This is a genomic window from Brevibacillus brevis (genome assembly GCF_900637055.1).
Classification (GTDB): domain Bacteria; phylum Bacillota; class Bacilli; order Brevibacillales; family Brevibacillaceae; genus Brevibacillus; species Brevibacillus brevis.
In genome coordinates, this window is the sequence record NZ_LR134338.1 from 2,183,677 (window position 1) to 2,201,338 (window position 17,662).

At 48.1% G+C, this 17,662-nt stretch carries 18 protein-coding genes, 1 pseudogene and 1 other annotated feature; all 19 genes and pseudogenes read left to right on the forward strand.

Features of this window, described 5'->3' with window-relative positions; genetic code table 11:
• The 19 genes and pseudogenes from EL268_RS10955 to EL268_RS11045 all read left to right on the forward strand — a co-directional run bounded on the left by EL268_RS10955 (position 1) and on the right by EL268_RS11045 (position 17,647).
• Entirely contained in the window at positions 1 to 786 is a 786-nt protein-coding gene (locus tag EL268_RS10955) for a cell division protein FtsQ/DivIB (RefSeq protein ID WP_106653233.1), read from the forward strand.
• Positions 787 to 808: 22 nt separating this feature from the next.
• Entirely contained in the window at positions 809 to 1,519 is a 711-nt protein-coding gene (locus EL268_RS10960; protein ID WP_106653234.1) for a DUF881 domain-containing protein, read from the forward strand.
• A gap of 20 nt (positions 1,520 to 1,539) precedes the next feature.
• Positions 1,540 to 2,286: a DUF881 domain-containing protein gene (locus EL268_RS10965; protein WP_106653235.1), complete on the forward strand. Its 747-nt coding sequence runs from the start codon at positions 1,540 to 1,542 to the stop codon at positions 2,284 to 2,286.
• A 2-nt stretch (positions 2,287 to 2,288) separates the two neighbouring features.
• Positions 2,289 to 2,635: pseudogene (locus EL268_RS10970) on the forward strand (small basic family protein).
• 142 nt (positions 2,636 to 2,777) lie between these two features.
• Entirely contained in the window at positions 2,778 to 4,031 is a 1,254-nt protein-coding gene (ftsA, locus tag EL268_RS10975) for a cell division protein FtsA (RefSeq protein WP_106653236.1), read from the forward strand.
• Positions 4,032 to 4,157: 126 nt separating this feature from the next.
• On the forward strand, positions 4,158 to 5,306 hold the full coding sequence (ftsZ, locus tag EL268_RS10980; protein WP_106653237.1) for a cell division protein FtsZ: 1,149 nt from the start codon (positions 4,158 to 4,160) through the stop codon (positions 5,304 to 5,306).
• 235 nt (positions 5,307 to 5,541) lie between these two features.
• Complete coding sequence (gene spoIIGA / locus EL268_RS10985; protein WP_106653238.1) at positions 5,542 to 6,504, forward strand: sigma-E processing peptidase SpoIIGA; 963 nt, start codon at positions 5,542 to 5,544, stop codon at positions 6,502 to 6,504.
• Between the two features lie 2 nt (positions 6,505 to 6,506).
• A complete protein-coding gene (gene sigE / locus EL268_RS10990; RefSeq protein WP_007717727.1) occupies positions 6,507 to 7,229 on the forward strand; it encodes an RNA polymerase sporulation sigma factor SigE in 723 nt (240 codons plus the stop codon).
• Between the two features lie 149 nt (positions 7,230 to 7,378).
• The gene (gene sigG, locus EL268_RS10995) at positions 7,379 to 8,158 is read left to right on the forward strand and encodes an RNA polymerase sporulation sigma factor SigG (protein ID WP_007717728.1); all 780 of its coding nucleotides are present in this window, start codon (positions 7,379 to 7,381) and stop codon (positions 8,156 to 8,158) included.
• Between the two features lie 160 nt (positions 8,159 to 8,318).
• Positions 8,319 to 8,597: a YlmC/YmxH family sporulation protein gene (locus EL268_RS11000; protein WP_015892085.1), complete on the forward strand. Its 279-nt coding sequence runs from the start codon at positions 8,319 to 8,321 to the stop codon at positions 8,595 to 8,597.
• A gap of 81 nt (positions 8,598 to 8,678) precedes the next feature.
• Complete coding sequence (gene pgeF, locus EL268_RS11005; RefSeq protein ID WP_106653239.1) at positions 8,679 to 9,509, forward strand: peptidoglycan editing factor PgeF; 831 nt, start codon at positions 8,679 to 8,681, stop codon at positions 9,507 to 9,509.
• Positions 9,510 to 9,527: 18 nt separating this feature from the next.
• Positions 9,528 to 10,226: a YggS family pyridoxal phosphate-dependent enzyme gene (locus tag EL268_RS11010; protein WP_106653240.1), complete on the forward strand. Its 699-nt coding sequence runs from the start codon at positions 9,528 to 9,530 to the stop codon at positions 10,224 to 10,226.
• A gap of 42 nt (positions 10,227 to 10,268) precedes the next feature.
• The gene (locus EL268_RS11015) at positions 10,269 to 10,697 is read left to right on the forward strand and encodes a cell division protein SepF (protein ID WP_007717736.1); all 429 of its coding nucleotides are present in this window, start codon (positions 10,269 to 10,271) and stop codon (positions 10,695 to 10,697) included.
• A 31-nt stretch (positions 10,698 to 10,728) separates the two neighbouring features.
• Positions 10,729 to 10,992: a YggT family protein gene (locus tag EL268_RS11020; RefSeq protein WP_106653241.1), complete on the forward strand. Its 264-nt coding sequence runs from the start codon at positions 10,729 to 10,731 to the stop codon at positions 10,990 to 10,992.
• 12 nt (positions 10,993 to 11,004) lie between these two features.
• Entirely contained in the window at positions 11,005 to 11,778 is a 774-nt protein-coding gene (locus tag EL268_RS11025) for a YlmH family RNA-binding protein (RefSeq protein WP_106653242.1), read from the forward strand.
• 98 nt (positions 11,779 to 11,876) lie between these two features.
• On the forward strand, positions 11,877 to 12,368 hold the full coding sequence (locus EL268_RS11030; RefSeq protein ID WP_106653243.1) for a DivIVA domain-containing protein: 492 nt from the start codon (positions 11,877 to 11,879) through the stop codon (positions 12,366 to 12,368).
• Between the two features lie 91 nt (positions 12,369 to 12,459).
• Positions 12,460 to 12,727: a binding site (T-box leader), on the forward strand.
• 46 nt (positions 12,728 to 12,773) lie between these two features.
• Complete coding sequence (ileS, locus tag EL268_RS11035; RefSeq protein WP_106653244.1) at positions 12,774 to 15,551, forward strand: isoleucine--tRNA ligase; 2,778 nt, start codon at positions 12,774 to 12,776, stop codon at positions 15,549 to 15,551.
• 184 nt (positions 15,552 to 15,735) lie between these two features.
• Positions 15,736 to 16,509: a TraR/DksA C4-type zinc finger protein gene (locus tag EL268_RS11040; RefSeq protein ID WP_106653245.1), complete on the forward strand. Its 774-nt coding sequence runs from the start codon at positions 15,736 to 15,738 to the stop codon at positions 16,507 to 16,509.
• Between the two features lie 19 nt (positions 16,510 to 16,528).
• Positions 16,529 to 17,647: a mandelate racemase/muconate lactonizing enzyme family protein gene (locus EL268_RS11045; protein ID WP_373863418.1), complete on the forward strand. Its 1,119-nt coding sequence runs from the start codon at positions 16,529 to 16,531 to the stop codon at positions 17,645 to 17,647.
• The last annotated feature ends 15 nt before the right edge of the window (positions 17,648 to 17,662 follow it).

The window sequence follows — 17,662 nt, forward strand, 5'->3', positions numbered from 1 at the left end:
ATGGCGGTATATGAGGAACGCATTCCGCAAGTCAAGCAACAACGCCCCAGAAGAAGGGGCAACCGCAAGCTGGTCTTTCTACTGGTATTGTTTTTTCTTACCATTCTCATCATCGTTTTTATCCGTTCCCCTTACAGTAAGGTGCAAGAGATTCGAGTGATTGGTAATGATATTTATACGACGGAGCAAATCATTACACAATCGGGCTTAATAAAGGACATGCAGTTTCTAAACGTATGGGAGAACAGTGTACGAAATAACTTGAAGCCATTAGAGGCCATTAAAGATGTGATGGTGAGCCGCTCTTTCCCCGGATTGATCACGCTACATATTACCGAACAAAAGCGCGTCGCTTTTTGGAGTGGGCAGGACGGAAGCCGCTATGCCTTACTGGACAATGGCTATGTGCTCAAACAGGTCAATTTCGCCAAGCGCGTAGTGGACAGGCCATTGATTAGCTCGTGGGCCTCACCTGAGCTCCTTCCCCATCTCGCCAAGTCGCTATCGAAATTATCGCCAGATGTACTCGCGGAGATTTCGGATATTACACTGACGCCAACGGTTTATGACAAGCAACGCGTCACGCTGTATATGCGCGACGGGAATGAAGTAAGAAGCGTCATCTACAAGCTGGACAAAATGATGAACTGGTACCCGGCTATTGTGAAAGAATTGCCGCCAGATACAAAAGGGGTGCTCTCTTTGTTTGAGCAGCCGTGGTTTATTCCGTACGGGGCTCAAGGGGCTATTCCTATACAGGAAGGGCAAGAGCAGCCACAGCAGTAAATGAAAAAGGGGAAAGTAGACAATGAGTCGTCGTCGCAAATTTCATTTGTATTTAACCATCGTGACGTTTTCTACCGGCTTTCTAGTGGCCACTTCCTTCGAAACGAACAAGCTTACGCGCAAAGAACGGATGAATGATCAGCTGTTCCAACAGGAAACGCAATTGAATGACCGGATATTGGCTGAGAAGGAGCAAAATCGGCATCTGGAAAATCAACTGCTCGATTTGCAGCGTCAGGTGGGAAAAGTGGAAGAAGCGATGGCAGAGCGTAAATCGGAGGCTGCAGAGACACTCAGTCAACTGGATGCAGCGCGGATGCTGGCAGGGGTAGTCGCTGTCGAAGGACCGGGTATCGTCATAACGATGCAGGATAGCCAGAATGCAGCGAACAGTGCAGACATCGCGAACTACATCGTGCATGAGCAGGATGTACGCCTGGTCGTCAATGAACTGCGTGCAGCAGGAGCAGAGGCAATCAGCATTAACGGGCAGCGTGTGGTGAGCAATTCCGAGATTCGTTGCATTGGACCAACAATCATCGTAAACGGCATCAAGTCGGCCGCTCCGTTCGTCGTAACAGCGATCGGGAATCCCGACACACTAGACAGTGCTTTGAATTTGCCGGGAGGTGTTTTGCACTCCTTGCAAGATTTTGTCCAAATAAACGTAGCCAAAAAAGAACGGGTTGAGTTGCCTGCCTTTGTTGGTGACGCGAAAACGAAACACTCCTAAATAAAAGGATGCGTTTACCTATGTTACAAAAAAGCCGTAAAATCACATTTATTCTTGCCATTATTAGTGCTATCATAGGTGTGATGTTGACTGTGCAATTACGAAGCAGTCTTCATCCTATTCATAAAGAGTCTCGCAGCATCGCGGAACTTCGGACCACGTTGCAAAAAGAACTGGAGAAACACAAAAACCTGCTCGCAGACATTTCAAAGTATAATCAGCTGTACTACCAATACGAAACCTCGTTCAGTGAAGATGAAAGTATCTCCGTTATGAAAGAGGAGTTGGCACGGACTCGCCGAATGGCTGGTATGGTAGGAATGGAGGGAGAAGGCATCGTTATTGATGTTGTCGACGCCCATACGCCTGAAGAGCCAGTTATGGATGAACATATGCCTGTGCCTGTTGTAGGAGACTATACGATTGACGATGAAGATTTGCGCTGGTTGGTAAATATCCTGTTTGCAAACGGAGCACAAGCTGTTTCCATTAATGGTCATCGACTGATTGCTACCACTGCGATCCGCAATGTGGGAGACGTCATCCAAATCGATACCAGGACGATCAGGGCTCCGTATGAGATAAAAGCATTGGGGGAACCTGAAGTATTGTTGTCCGCATTGAAACTGGAGGGCGTAGAGGAGAACTTCCAGCTGGCGAATAAAAAGGTGCTGGCCGAAAAACGGGACAAGCTGATGATTTCAGCGAATAATGAAACACGTGTCATTCAATTTATGAAACCTGTGAAAGAAAAAGGAGATTCGTAACCATGTGGCTCCCGCTTATCGGACTGATTGTCGGTCTTGTTGTCGGCTTCCTGCTGGATTGGCGTGTGCCCCAGGAGTATAGCAGCTATCTATCAATAGCCCTCTTGGCTGGATTGGATACGATCTTTGGGGGATTCGTTCGTTTTTAGAACGTACTTTTAACGTTCGTATTTTCATGTCTGGATTCTTTTTTAACACACTTTTTGCAGCAGGCTTGGCCTTCATCGGAGGGTTCTTGGGGATTGATCTGTATTTGGCTGCGATCGTGGCTTTCGGGGTCCGCTTGTTCAACAATCTCGCTGTCATTAGGAGAATTGTTCTATCCAAATGGATCAATCAGCAAGAATAACGCGAAGAAAAATGGGAAGATGGTCATTTTTTTACAAAAAATCAATAAGAAAAAAAGGGAATGGTTGTCCTGTGTGGAATAATTTATGCAGGTGTTCTCATTTTAGCAAGAAAAAAGACGTAGCAGGGGAGGTGTCACAGGTTTGGTAAGCAATGAACTCATAGTCAGCCTAGACATTGGAACATCCAAAGTACGCGTCATGATCGGCGAGATCAACAACGGTTCCATCAACATCATCGGCGTCGGACAATCACACTCAGAAGGCATCAAGAAGGGAGTGATTGTAGACATCGACCAAACCGTGCATGCCATCCGGGAAGCGGTTGATCATGCAGAGCGCATGGTTGGCGTTTCAATCGAAGAAGTGTATGTAGGGATCACTGGAAACCATATCGATCTGCATGAAACCCAAGGGGTTGTCGCTGTATCCAGCGAAGACCGTGAAATACGAGAAGAAGATATTCAACGCGTAATTCAGGCAGCGAAGGTTGTGGCTATTCCTCCAGACCGTGAAATCATCGAGGTAGTCCCAAAGGAGTACATCGTTGATGGACAAGGGAGCATTAAGGACCCGCGTGGGATGATTGGTGTCCGACTGGAAATGGAAGGGACCATTGTGACCGGGTTGAAAACGGTCGTACATAACATCGTTCGCTGTGCTCAACGAACCAATCTGCGTGTAGCTGGAATATTCTTGCAACCGCTTGCGGCTAGCACTGTTGCTCTATCCAAAGATGACAAAAACATGGGTGTCGTTCTTGTCGACATCGGTGCGGGTTCTACCACGATCGGTGTATTCGAGCAGGGGAAACTGGCAGCGACCACCGTGATCGGCATCGGTGGCGACCACATTACGAGCGATATTTCACTGGGACTGCGTACGCATACAGATGTAGCAGATCGTGTGAAAACCAAACACGGCTGTGCCCTTATTGACGAAGCATCCGAAGATGTGAAGTTCAAGGTAAACCGGATTGGCAGTGAAGTCGAAAAGCAATTTACGCAAGTGGATTTGGCCAATATTATCGAGCCGCGCGCTGCGGAAATATTCCAATTAGTCGAGGATGCTGTATACAAATTGGGCTATCGCGACGAAATTGCAGGTGGCTATGTTCTTACGGGTGGTACCGTAGCCATGCCGGGCATGTTGGAATTGGCAAAAGAAGAATTGGACGCACCTGTTCGAATTGCGATTCCTGATTACATCGGAGTGCGAGATCCTGCCTACACCACCGGGGTAGGTTTGATTCAATATGCCTTGCAGTTGATGGAGCGCCGCAGCATTCGCGTCACCCCCTCATTCAAGGGCACTCAGAAGCAAACCGTCTCGTCTAAGCCAAAAGAAGGCGGCGGTTTGATGGAAAAAGTAAAAAACTGGTTTAGCGAATTTATTTAATGGAGTTCGCTTTACCGAGCTTAACTACAATGACGAAGACGAGTATCGATTCGTTCCATTGTGTTTAGTTGACAGGCTTCTGTAGCCACGAAGTTTTCTTATGTTGAATTGGGGAGGACTAGCAATATGCTGGAATTTGATATGGATATGGAATCCTTTGCACGAATTAAAGTCATTGGTTGCGGGGGCGGAGGTAGCAACGCAGTAAACCGCATGATCGCTGGAGGATTGAAAGGTGTAGAATTCATCACCTTGAACACTGACGCGCAAGCACTCCAACTCTCTAATGCCGATATCAAGCTGCAAATCGGTGAAAAGCTGACACGTGGACTGGGAGCAGGTGCGAATCCTGAGATCGGTAAAAAAGCGGCGGAAGAAAGCCGCGATCTGATTGAGAACGCTCTGCGTGGAGCTGACATGGTATTCGTAACTGCTGGTATGGGTGGAGGTACAGGTACAGGGGCAGCACCTGTTGTTGCAGAGATCGCCAAGGAAATGGGTGCTCTTACAGTTGGTGTCGTAACCCGTCCGTTCTCCTTTGAAGGTCGTAGACGTTCCCAGCATGGTGAAATTGGTATCGCAGCTTTGAAAGAAAAAGTAGACACGCTGATTGTGATTCCTAACGACCGCCTTTTGGAAATCGTTGATAAAAATACGCCAATGCTCGAAGCATTCCGTGAAGTTGACAATGTACTGCGACAAGGGGTTCAGGGTATTTCCGATTTGATTGCAACACCTGGCTTGATTAACTTGGACTTCGCTGACGTGAAGACAATCATGACTGAGCGCGGTTCTGCACTAATGGGAATCGGTGTGAGCAGTGGGGAGAATCGTGCAGCTGAAGCTGCTCGCCGTGCTATTTCCAGCCCATTGCTCGAGACTTCCATTGATGGTGCACGTGGGGTTCTCATGAACATCACAGGTGGTACCAACCTCAGCTTGTACGAAGTAAACGAAGCAGCAGACATCGTGGCTTCTGCATCGGACCCAGATGTTAATATGATTTTCGGTGCTGTTATTAACGAGGAATTGAAGAATGAATTGGTCGTGACAGTTATTGCCACAGGCTTCGAGCATGCTCAACGGGCTCCGGAAGCTCCTCGCCGTCAACAACAGCCGGTCAACACGCCTGGCAATCGTCCGACACCAGTTTCCAATACGAATAACAGCCGTGCGAAGGAAGAAGAGGAAGACAAGTCCTTCTTCTCCATGGGCAACCTGGATAATCTGGATATTCCAGCATTCCTGCGCAATCGCCGCCGCAACAAAAACTAAAGCGATAAACGACTGTCAAAAGCCTTGTTCCCGTCAGTGGGGACAAGGCTTTTTTTCGTTGATTGGATGAAAAATGTTAGACAAAAAAACCAAAAAAACACCGTCAAGAATTGACAGACTTTACATACACATTGATATATACTGCTTTTACTGATAGAAGTCGTCCTACTATTTGCCATTTTTGCTAGGACACATGCTTGCTGCCAAGTCGGTCAAAAGATGAGGGGGAAAGCAAGTGGTTGTGTATCTTGATATCATTCTACTCCTGAATGTGGCTATTGATACCTTGTTACTCTGGTTTACTGCTTATTTTCGCAAAGAGCGCATGGTGTGGTGGAAAATGATACTTGCCTCCCTGTTTGGCTCCGCATATCTGGTCTTTTTCTTTTTTCCTGTGTTTTCTTCGATGTATCAATGGTGGGTCAAACTGCTCTTTTCTGTCATCATGCTATGGATTGCTTTTGGGAACAGGAGGTTGTTGTCCTTTGCGCAAAACTTGATCATTTTTTACTTTGTCGCATTTGTGTTTGGAGGGGGAGTGCTTGGGCTACAGTATTTTTTGGCACCGCAGAGTGAAATTGTGAATGGACTGGTTGTCACGCATAATGATGGGTTTGGCGTTGGGTTCAAACCAACCTTGGGGATTGTCCTGATCGGGTTTATCCTGGTCTTTTTCCTCGGGAAAAAGAGCTACCGCGCGATCCAGGAGCCGCGAAGAATCGAAACCTTTCTTGTGGATGTCGTCGTTACGTTGGCAGGGGAAAAAGTCATTTGCCGTGGACTTGTGGATACTGGAAACCAGCTCCACGAGCCGATTACACGCATACCCGTCATGATTATGGAAAATCGCATGTTCGCACATTTGCTTCCGCCGTCGCTTCTCCGACAAGCCGATGAAAACGGTGGAGTGTGGGAGAAGCTGGACGGATCTTGGGACCATCTGCCGCTGGAATGGCAGTCTCGGGTACGCTTGATCCCGTATCGCAGCGTGTCAAGAGGTATGGATTTTTTACTCGCAATCAAACCAGACCATGTCATAGTCGTGCAAGACGGGATTCGTTTTGAAACAGAACGGGTGCTAATCGGGCTTAACCCGATCCCATTGGCCGCTGACGGCAAGTATCAGGCCATCGTGCACCCAGCCATGATGGAGACTTATACAGAGGAATCAACCTTTATTCTCAAACAGGAGGGCTAATCATGTATGTAAAACTTCGCCTACAACTCCAATTGACCTGGTACCGAATCTTGCTCTGGCTTGGTGTACGCGCCGAAGAAGTCTATTATATTGGCGGGAGTGAAGCATTGCCTCCACCGTTGACCAGAGAAGAAGAGGAGCTCTTGCTCGGACGACTGCCGTCTGGTGATCCGGCTGTCCGCGGTATGCTAATTGAACGCAATCTTCGTCTGGTCGTATACATTGCCCGCAAGTTTGAGAATACGGGAATTAATATTGAGGACTTGGTCAGCATTGGCACCATCGGCTTGATCAAGGCAGTGAACACCTTTGATCCAGACAAGAACATCAAGCTGGCAACGTATGCTTCTCGTTGTATCGAAAACGAAATCCTCATGTATCTTCGCCGCAATAATAAAATTCGTTCAGAGGTATCTTTTGATGAACCGCTTAACATTGATTGGGATGGCAATGAGCTGTTGCTGTCAGATGTTTTGGGTACGGAGAATGACACGATCTATAAAAACATCGAGGACCAAGTGGATCGGAAGCTTCTGAAAAAAGCACTGGATAAGCTGTCTGACCGCGAGAGAATTATCATGGAGCTGCGCTTCGGCTTAGCGGGAGAAGAGGAAAAGACCCAAAAGGATGTAGCAGATTTGTTGGGGATCTCACAGTCGTATATTTCGCGTTTGGAAAAGCGAATTATAAAACGGTTACGAAAAGAATTCAACAAGATGGTCTAACGCATATTTTCCCAGCTTGGGGGGATACTGTTCCTAAACCGAAACAGATGGTGGTTTTTGCCACCTTCTTGGTCGGCTACGCGTCAGTTACGCGGCCTTTCAAGACAACCGGGTTAGGGACTTTTTTCTTGCTTCGAGGAGGGAAAGACGTGACGCGCAATAAGGTAGAGATATGCGGGGTAGATACCTCCAAGCTTCCGGTGTTGACAAACAAAGAGATGCGGGAATTGTTTGAGCGCCTGCAAAGTGGGGAGCTGGCTGCCCGCGAGAAGCTGGTCAACGGCAACTTGCGACTGGTGCTTAGCGTAATCCAACGATTCAACAATCGCGGAGAGTTCGTAGATGACTTGTTTCAAGTGGGCTGCATCGGGTTGATGAAAGCGATCGACAACTTTGATCTCGGTCAAAATGTGAAGTTTTCCACGTATGCCGTACCGATGATCATCGGAGAAATTCGACGCTATTTACGGGACAACAATCCGATTCGCGTTTCCCGCTCTTTGCGAGACATCGCGTACAAGGCCTTGCAGGTGCGTGACAATCTGACCAACAAACATTCGCGAGAGCCTACCATTATCGAGATTTCTCAGGAATTGAACGTAGCAAAAGAAGATGTCGTGTTTGCGCTCGATGCGATCCAAGATCCGGTTTCATTGTTTGAACCGATTTATCAGGATGGTGGCGATCCGATTTACGTCATGGATCAGATTAGTGACGAGAAGAACAAAGATGTCACGTGGGTAGAGGAAATTGCGCTTCGTGAGGGAATGCAGCGGCTAGGTGATCGAGAAAAAATGATATTATCCATGCGCTTTTACGAAGGAAAAACGCAGATGGAAGTAGCAGAGGAAATCGGTATATCACAGGCACAAGTCTCCCGATTAGAAAAAGCGGCAATTGCCCATATGCAAAAGCACGTTCAATCGTAATGAGAAACCACATAGGCGACCCGGCGGTCTTGTACCGTTCGGGTTTTTTGTACGAGCGGAAAAGTTCGTTTTCCATCGCCTTACTTTTTGCCAAAGAAGCGGACATATTCCTCAGTGGACTCATATACTGAAAGTAACGGAGAAAAGAAGGTGAGGAAGAATGGTAAAAATCTCTGACTTCCAGACCAAAGAAGTAGTAAATATTCTCGATGGGAAACGGCTTGGGCAAATTTCAGATTTGGAGATCGATCTGCGTCACGGTCGCGTAGAGGCTATCGTCGTACCGGGACCAGGCAAGTTTCTCGGCTTCTTTTCTGCCGGGAACGATTACGTCATACCCTGGCGCAATATTGTGAAGATCGGGAAAGATGTGGTGCTTGTTCGGATGGAAGAAGCACTTAAAGTTGAAGTGAAAACATCTGGTGGAGATGAATACTAGCGAGTAAAGGGAGAAAGGCACGGATAGCCTTTCTTTTCTTTTCGGCTATGGTATGATTAGCCATATGAGGAAGGTGACAACATGAGAGAACCATTTGTCAGGGTAGAGGATAAGTCAATCTTATCGTTAACAGAGTGGGAGCAACAATTTCCTGGATTAGTGGCGGGGTTTACGATTCGCTCAGGTGGGGAAAGTGAACAACCGTACGGGTCTTTTAATATGGGGCTGCATGTGGGTGATGAATCTGCAAACGTAGTAGCCAATAGACGCAAGCTCGCAGAACAAGTCGGGATGTCTTTTACAGCGTGGACATGCGCTGATCAAGTGCATGGTAATCGGGTTTGTCAGGTTACAGCAGGCGGTGCGGGAAAAGAAAGTCTGGAGGATGTCATATCTGCAACAGATGGTTTGTTTACCCTTGAAAAAGGTGTTATGCTGACCTCGTTCTATGCAGATTGTGTTCCCCTCTATTTTCTTGATCCCCAATCGGGAGCAATCGGACTTGCCCATGCAGGCTGGAAGGGGACAGTGGGCCGTATTGCCGAGGAAATGGTGAAGGCAATGACGAAGCACTATGAGGCAAATCCAGAGGACATCCGCGTCGCAATTGGCCCATCCATTGGGGGCTGTTGCTATGAAGTCGATGAGCGAATCATGACGCAGGTACGCACTTGTGCAGGCGATTGGGAAAAAGCAGTCATCTCCTCCACAGGGGAGCGGTATATGCTGGACCTTCGTCAGCTGAACACAGAGATATTGCTCGAAGCAGGAATTTCTTCCGGGAATATTTTATCCACGGATTGGTGTACAAGCTGCAGAACAGACTTGTTTTTCTCTCATCGCAAGGAAGCCGGGATACAAGGAACTACCGGACGTATGGCTTCCTATATCGGCTGGAAGGAAAACCTGTAAAAGAAAGGAAGGTTCGTTATGACCAAGGAACAAGAATTGTTAAAAGAACGACTGCAATCCATCGAAGCAAGAATTCAGGCTGCTTGCGATCGGGCGAACCGCAACCGTGAGGAAGTAAAAATTATTGCCGTGACCAAGTATGTCGATGCAGATGCCATTGGGGACTTGCTCGCTGTAGGCGTAGAGAATATTGGGGAAAATCGCGTGCAGGATGCCCTGCCCAAGCACCAGCTACACGGCGATAAAGGGATCTGGCATTTTATCGGACACCTTCAAACGAACAAGGCAAAAGAAGTCGTAGGACGATTCCCGTACATTCATTCCCTGGATCGGCTTTCTTTGGCACAGGAGCTGAATCGACGCGGTGAAGCGTTGGATCATGTCGTAAAATGCTTTTTGCAGATCAATATATCAGGCGAAGAGACAAAATTTGGGCTTAGTCCCAATGACGTATTGGCTTTTTTGCGCGAAACCAGTAATATGAAACATATAAGTATCGTCGGATTAATGACGATGGCGCCTGTTGTCGAAAATCAAGAGGAAGCCAGACAGGTGTTCCGTGGCCTCTATGAGTGGAAGCAACGGATTAACGAAATGGCATTCCCGCACGCACAGGTGGAAGAGCTGTCCATGGGCATGTCTAGTGATTTTGAAGTGGCCATTGAAGAGGGAGCTACATATATTCGTTTGGGATCGGTATTGGTCAAGCCGGAGTAAAGGAAATCTGACCAAACCACGGAGTAAGAGAGGAGGAAGAGTATGGGTGTTATGAATAAATTGATGGGGTTTCTGGGGTTGGAAAACGAGGAATACATCGAAGAGACAACAACGGTTGAAGAGGAAAGGGAAGAGCAAGAATCCTCGCACAAACGCCAGCCAGCGATCGGCCGAGCTAACAACGTGGTACCGTTTCAAGCGCGGGAAAAGGAGGGAATCCGTTTGATTCTCTGTGAACCCCGTCATTACAGTGACGCTCAGGATATCGCTGATAACCTGCGTCATCGTAGACCCGTTGTGGTGAACCTCCATCGCGTGGAAAAAGATCAAGCCAAGAGAATTATCGATTTCTTGAGCGGAACAGTCTACGCGCTGAACGGCGACATTCAAAAGGTAGGAGACACGATCTTTGTGTGTACGCCTGACCATGTGGATATTCAGGGGACAATCTCCAGTGTGTTGGAAGAGTAGCCATTTAAGACGAATGTAAAAGGGTGAGCTAATGAAGGTTGTCTTGGATATTTTAGATTTTGCCTTTACGGTATATCAATACATGATTATTGCTTACATTTTGATGTCATGGGTTCCTCAAATAAGAGGTACGGGCATCGGCCAGTTACTCGAAAGACTGGTTGAGCCTTATTTGGCGCCATTTCGCCGGTTTATCCCACCCCTCGGCTTCATCGATATCTCTCCCATTGTCGCATTGATTGCACTGCGCTTTGCCCAATCTGGCCTGTACGCCATATTGCAACAAATCCTGTAGGCGAGTGAAACGATGAGCATATTTGACCATTTTTCAAAAGAAGAACGTCCCTTTGTTGAACGGGCGCTGGAAATGCTGACGCAAGTAGAGCGGAAGCAGGCCATGCGCCTTACTGATTTTGTAGACCCCAGGCAGTTGATGATTTTTCAGAGTCTATCCTCACAAGTAAGAGATGTGAAGGTTTCTCCTTTTGGAGGCTACGAGGGTGCCGAGCGTGTCCGTATTATCATCCATCCGGAGTACCTTCCTGTCGAGCCTGAGGATTATCGCCTTACCTTATTGGCAATCAGGGCTGATCAGCGCTTTCATGTGCTGGAGCATCGAGATGTGATGGGGGCGATGCTGGGTGTCGGGATGAAGCGGGAGAAATTCGGAGATATGCTGACAGATTCAGCTGGCAGCTACGCGATTGTAGCTGAGGAAGTCGCTGATTTTGTCTGTGCGCAGGTGAGGCAAATTCATCGGACATCTGTTCAGTTTGAGCGGATACCATGGGAGGCGTTTACACCGCCTGCACCCAAGTTTGTAGAGAAAACGATCACTGTGCCATCACCGCGAGTTGACGCGATCATCGGAGAAGTACACAATATGTCTCGCGCAAAAGCGCTGGTGCCAATTCGGGCGGGAAAAGTAAAAATCAACTGGAAAGTAATCGAAGACCCGTCTTATCAACTTCAGATGGGGGACATGGTTTCACTTGCAGGTTATGGCCGGTTCAAAATTATTGAGGTAGCCGGTCCAACACGCAGCGGAAGACTTCGCATGATCGTCGGACTGGTTACATAAGATGGACCAAGGCAAAAAATTGTAAAATACGGCAGGAAACACTGCTAATCCTGTCGAAATGATTAAGGACGAATTATCGGGAAAAGTGGGGGGTTCATGTGCCATTAACGCCGTTGGATATACACAATAAGGAATTCAGCACAGGCTTTCGTGGGTATAACATTGACGAAGTGAACGAATTTCTCGATCAGGTGATCAAAGATTTTGAGCTCTTGATAAAAGAGAAAAAAGAACAGGAAGAACGCGTAGCCATTCTGAATGAGCGCGTAGATTACTATAAGAGCTTGGAAGAAAATTTGAGCAAGTCGATTCTGGTGGCGCAGGAGACGGCGGAGGACGTGAAGTCGAATGCCCGCAAAGAAGCGCAGCTCATCTTAAAAGAAGCTGAGAAAAATGCAGACCGCATCGTCAATGAAGCACTCGCGAAGTCACGCAAAATTGCAATCGAAATCGAAGAACTGAAGAAACGCGCTTCTGTTTACCGCATGCGCTTCCGGACGCTTTTGGAGGCACAGCTGGAAATGTTGGAGAATGGCGATTGGGATCAAATTGAACAGCCACAGACAGATTCTGCTGTCACTGTTGAATAAATCATTGACGTTCGACCAATGATGGTATTATAATGAAAAACAACTTTTTTGAAATAGGCACTTATAGAGGTTGACAACACGTTTATACAAATCATAGACGATGAACGGGAAGAGTATGTGAGCCAGCACTGCTTAGAGAGTCGGGAAAAGGTGAAAACCCGGCCAGTTGCTTTCGCAGAAAATCACCCGGGAGTTCAATATCCGAAAGCCCAGAAAACCTTGATGGTAAACAGGTGAGTAAGTGAGCGCGTCATTCCCGTTACGAATGAGTGAAGTGGAACGAATCCGATGCAGGCTTTTTTGTCGTACGGGTTTGTTCAATCAGGGTGGTACCACGGGAGCTTTCTCTCGTCCCTTTTATGGGATGAGTGAAGGCTTTTATTTATTTAAGGAGTGAATCAGGCCATGGATTACAGCAAAACCTTAGCGCTACCAAAAACAGATTTCCCCATGCGCGGAAATTTGCCAAGCCGCGAGCCACAGATGCAAGCGGTATGGGAAGAGCAAAATATTTATCAACAAGTGTTAGATCGTACGAAAGACCGCCCGTCTTTTGTCTTGCATGATGGCCCTCCGTATGCGAATGGAGACATCCATATCGGTCACGCACTGAACAAAATCCTTAAGGACTTCATCGTTCGATACAAATCCATGGCAGGCTTTTATGCGCCGTACATCCCAGGCTGGGATACACATGGTTTGCCGATCGAGCAAGCGATTATCAATGCGCAAGGGTTGGATCGTCGCAGCATCGAAGTGAACGATTTCCGCCAGCGCTGTGAAGAGTATGCTTGGTCCTATATCGACAAGCAACGCGACCAATTCAAGCGTCTGGGTGTTCGTGGAGATTGGGAAAACCCTTATGTGACACTCCTGCCTGAATATGAAGCCAACCAAATTCGCGTATTCGGCGAAATGGCGAAAAAGGGCTATATTTACAAAGGTCTTCGCTGCGTGTACTGGTCTCCGTCTTCTGAGACGGCTCTGGCTGACGCAGAAATCGAATACAAAGACAAGCGCTCTCCTTCGATTTACGTCAGCTTCCAGGTAGCAGATGGAAAAGGCAAGCTGGATACAGAAACAGGCGTTGTTATCTGGACAACGACTCCGTGGACATTGCCAGCAAACCTCGCGATCAGCCTGCACCCTGAACTCGAGTACAACGTAGTGAAGGTAGATGGCCGCAAATTCTTAGTAGCAAACGGTCTGATTGAAGCTGCGAGCAAAGAAATTGGCTGGGAAGGCGTAGAGATTCTCGCGACCTTTAAAGGTCAAGATCTGGAAGGCGTAGAAACTCAGCATCCGTTCTACGATCGCAAATCTCCACTCATCCTGGGTGAGCATGTAACCTTGGATGCAGGTACTGGTTGCGTTCATACTGCTCCAGGACACGGGGAGGATGACTTTAACGTTGGTCAAAAATACAATTTGGGTGTTCTTTGCCCAGTAGATCACGAAGGTAAAATGACCAATGAGGCACCAGGCTTTGAAGGCCTCTTCTACGAAGATGCTAACAAAGTGATTACAGAAAAGCTGAAAGAAAACGGAGCACTCTTGAAGCTCAATTTCTTCACGCACTCCTATCCACATGACTGGCGTACGAAAAAACCGGTTATTTATCGCGCGACGGAGCAATGGTTCGCATCAATCGACGGATTCCGTGAGCAAATGCTCGAAGCGATTAAAAATGTAAAATGGATTCCGCATTGGGGAGAAACGCGTCTGGCAAACATGATTGCGGATCGTGGCGACTGGTGCATTTCCCGTCAGCGTGTATGGGGTGTACCGATTCCAATCTTCTACTGCAAATCGTGTAATGAACCAATCATTAACGACACGACGATCAACCATGTTGCTGATCTGTTCCGCAAAGAAGGGTCGAAAGTATGGTTCTCCCGTGAAGCGAATGAGTTGGTTCCAGAAGGACTTTCTTGCACGAAATGCGATTGCAAGGAATTCCGCAAAGAAACGGATATCATGGATGTTTGGTTCGACTCCGGTTCCAGCCACCAGGCTGTATTGCGCGAAAGAGGCATTGCTTGGCCGGCCGACATGTATCTGGAAGGCTCTGACCAGTATCGTGGCTGGTTCAACTCTTCTCTCTCGACGGGTGTTGCCGTGTATGGCACAGCTCCTTACAAATCCGTCCTGAGCCACGGCTTTGCATTGGATGGAGAAGGACGCAAAATGTCCAAATCCCTCGGTAACGTCATCGTGCCTCAACAAGTGATTGACAAGATGGGCGCAGATATCTTGCGTCTGTGGGTAGCTTCTGTTGATTATCAGGCTGATGTGCGTATTTCCGATGCGATTCTGAACCAGATCGCTGAGGTGTACCGCAAAATCCGCAATACGTTCCGCTTCCTGTTGGGTAACCTGGATGGATTTAATCCAGCAACAGACCGCGTAGCGTACGAAGAGCTGGGAGAGCTGGACCGTTATGTTCTGGCGAAAGCGGCAAAAGTCGCGAAGCGTACACGCAAAGCGTACGATGAATATCAGTTCCATACCGTTTTCCATGCCGTTCACAACTTCTGCGTCATTGATTTGTCCGCGTTCTATCTGGATATTTGCAAGGATCGTCTGTATGTAGAAGCGCCAGATAGTTTGAAGCGACGCGCTGCACAAACCGTGATGTACGATTGCTTGCTCAGTCTGGTGAAGCTGGTCGCTCCACTGTTGCCGCATACAGCCGATGAGGTGTGGGCGTTCATTCCAGGCGTGGAAGAGAAGAGTGTACAGCTCACAGATATGCCAGAAGGCGACGAGCAACATCTCAGCTTTGCAGCAGAAGCAGAGAGCAAATGGGATGCGTTCCTGGCGATCCGTGACGAGGTTCTCAAAGCGATGGAAGAAGCGCGCCGCAACAAGGTGTTCGGTAACTCCGTTGATGCGAAGCTGGCTCTGTACCCACAAACGGAAGAAGTCGCGAAAACATTGGCAGCCATGGACGATCTGGCTGACCTGTTCATCGTGGCTCACGTGGATGTACACAGCGGATCTGCTCCGGCAGAAGCGGTACAACTCGAAGGAATTGCTGCAGTGGTCTCAGCCGCAGACGGTGGAAAATGCGAGCGTTGCCGTGTAGTGAAACCTGATGTTGGTACCCGCGAGTCGCACGCGTCGCTCTGCGTACGTTGCGCTGATATCGTAGAACAACACTACGCACATGTAACAGAATAAAAACGGTTGATCAACCTGTCATTCCCTTTGGGGATGGCAGGTTTTTTGCTGTGAAAAACGTGGAGACGTTTTTCATAAAAGTAGATGTGAGCGATAGCGGACCAACAAAAAGGTCATGACCGTTTTGTTGGTCATATTTCCTTCGGGACCAAGACATACTACCTGTTGAGGAAACCAAACAAAGGTGGTGTACAGCGTGGACCAAAAGATGGTGGCCAGCTTCCGGGAAAAGCTGCTGGAACAGAAAAAAGAACTGGAAGACCGCGTACAGGACCATTATGGCATGAGAGAACCGATGACAACCTCTTTGCAGGAGTTTGCCATGTACGATAATCATCCGGCAGATATCGGCAGCGAGATGTTTGAGCGGGAAAAAGATTTAGCCCTAGACAGTCTCGATCGCGAGACATTAAAAGAGATTGATCAGGCGCTACAGCGCATGGAGGAAGGTACCTACGGCCTGTGTACGGTCTGTGGGGAGCAAATACCCGTGGAGCGACTGGAAGCACTGCCTCAGGCACAAACGTGCAAGGAGCACGCACCGGCGCCGTCAGTCAACGAGTCTCGCCCGATTGAAGAAGAATTTTTGCAGCCGCCGTTTGGACGTACGTCTTTGGATGAAAAAGAAGGACAGAACGGATTTGACGGTGAGGATGCTTGGCAAATTGTCGAGTCATGGGGGACATCCAGCACTCCTTTCTCTTACCAGGAACCCGACAAAACGGATTACGACGAAATGTATATCGAGAGCAATGAGCCGGATGGCTTTGTAGAAGCCGTAGAAGAAATCGGTTATACCGATATTGAAGGATATCACGGACCGGACAGTGTGCATTTCATGAGAAGCGGGACGTATGAGGAGTATATGAGAAAAGGAGAAGGGAAAGGAAACTTCCTCTCCTATGACGATTATGAGGGAGAGCAAGCAGAACGAGAGGGCATGGATGACTACTCATGACAAGGTAGAGGTCGCAGACCTGCAAATTGAGCGCGTAGAAACGTATCCGCTACTTCATCGTCTATCGCAAGCTTACGGCGATGCGAATGGGTTTAAGCGTTATCGAACCAGCTATCTCATTCGGATTATCACAAGATCTGGAATAGATGGCTGGGGAGAAATTATCGATTGGCTGCCGACGCTCCATAAGGGCTTTTGTGAGCGAATCATTCCGTACTTGCTGGATAAGCAGGTCGACAACAGAGTAGCCCTTGTTGATGTCATAGGAAAGTGGCATCAGCGATCGGCTTCAGGTGTCAGTATGGCACTCACGGAAATTTTGGCGAAAGCGGCGGGGCTATCTGTGTGCCAACTGTGGGGAGGCCAGATTCATTCTGGCATCCCAGTATATGCCTCCCTCCAATCCTACCGTGAAACAGAAGACTGGATGCAACAATCATGGAAGCAAGTCAGCCAGCAAGTCGACGACGGCTTCAAGATGGTGAAAGTAAAGATTGGCGGTCGGTCTGTTCAAGAGGATCAGACGCATATCGAAAAACTGATGAATATGCTTCCCGAAGACGTTCAAGTAGCGGTAGATGCCAATCAGAGCTACGATTGTGCGACTGCAAGGAAGTGGGAGGGGCTTTTTTCCCGTTATGGCAATTGGCTTTGGCTGGAGGAGCCGATGCCCATGGATCGTACAAACGAGTACGTCAAGCTTCGTTCGTCACTATCTATCCCGCTTGCAGGCGGAGAAAACTTGATCCGCTGCGCGCAGTTTTTGCCCTTGTATGAGGGGGGAGCCATTGATATTGCACAGCCTGACCTGATGCATACGGGAGGTATTGACGATTATCGAACGCATTTGCAAATGGCCCGTCAGTTTGGCTATCGTGTGTCCCCGCATTCCTTTGATGGTTCGTTGGCACGATTGTACACGTTATTTGCACAAGCTTGCTTGCTGGCTTGGACCAAGATGGATAGCCTTCCGATTGAGCCTGTCGAATGGGACGTCATGGAGAACCCGTTTACACAATTGTTTCCGCTTCAACCCATAAAGGGCAAAGTGACAATTCCTGCTGGCGTCGGAATTGGCGTCGAGCCTGACTGGGAGATTATTAACGCGATGCGCTGGGACGGTAGCGCTTATGCGTAAGACAAGGAGTTTCGT

Coding starts and splice junctions, on each gene's coding strand:
- EL268_RS10955 (WP_106653233.1), top strand. CDS start 1: ATGGCGGTATATGAGGAACGCATTCCGCAAGTCAAGCAACAACGCCCC.
- EL268_RS10960 (WP_106653234.1), top strand. CDS start 809: ATGAGTCGTCGTCGCAAATTTCATTTGTATTTAACCATCGTGACGTTT.
- EL268_RS10965 (WP_106653235.1), top strand. CDS start 1,540: ATGTTACAAAAAAGCCGTAAAATCACATTTATTCTTGCCATTATTAGT.
- ftsZ (WP_106653237.1), top strand. CDS start 4,158: ATGCTGGAATTTGATATGGATATGGAATCCTTTGCACGAATTAAAGTC.
- sigE (WP_007717727.1), top strand. CDS start 6,507: ATGTATGTAAAACTTCGCCTACAACTCCAATTGACCTGGTACCGAATC.
- EL268_RS11000 (WP_015892085.1), top strand. CDS start 8,319: ATGGTAAAAATCTCTGACTTCCAGACCAAAGAAGTAGTAAATATTCTC.
- pgeF (WP_106653239.1), top strand. CDS start 8,679: ATGAGAGAACCATTTGTCAGGGTAGAGGATAAGTCAATCTTATCGTTA.
- EL268_RS11010 (WP_106653240.1), top strand. CDS start 9,528: ATGACCAAGGAACAAGAATTGTTAAAAGAACGACTGCAATCCATCGAA.
- EL268_RS11015 (WP_007717736.1), top strand. CDS start 10,269: ATGGGTGTTATGAATAAATTGATGGGGTTTCTGGGGTTGGAAAACGAG.
- EL268_RS11020 (WP_106653241.1), top strand. CDS start 10,729: ATGAAGGTTGTCTTGGATATTTTAGATTTTGCCTTTACGGTATATCAA.
- EL268_RS11025 (WP_106653242.1), top strand. CDS start 11,005: ATGAGCATATTTGACCATTTTTCAAAAGAAGAACGTCCCTTTGTTGAA.
- ileS (WP_106653244.1), top strand. CDS start 12,774: ATGGATTACAGCAAAACCTTAGCGCTACCAAAAACAGATTTCCCCATG.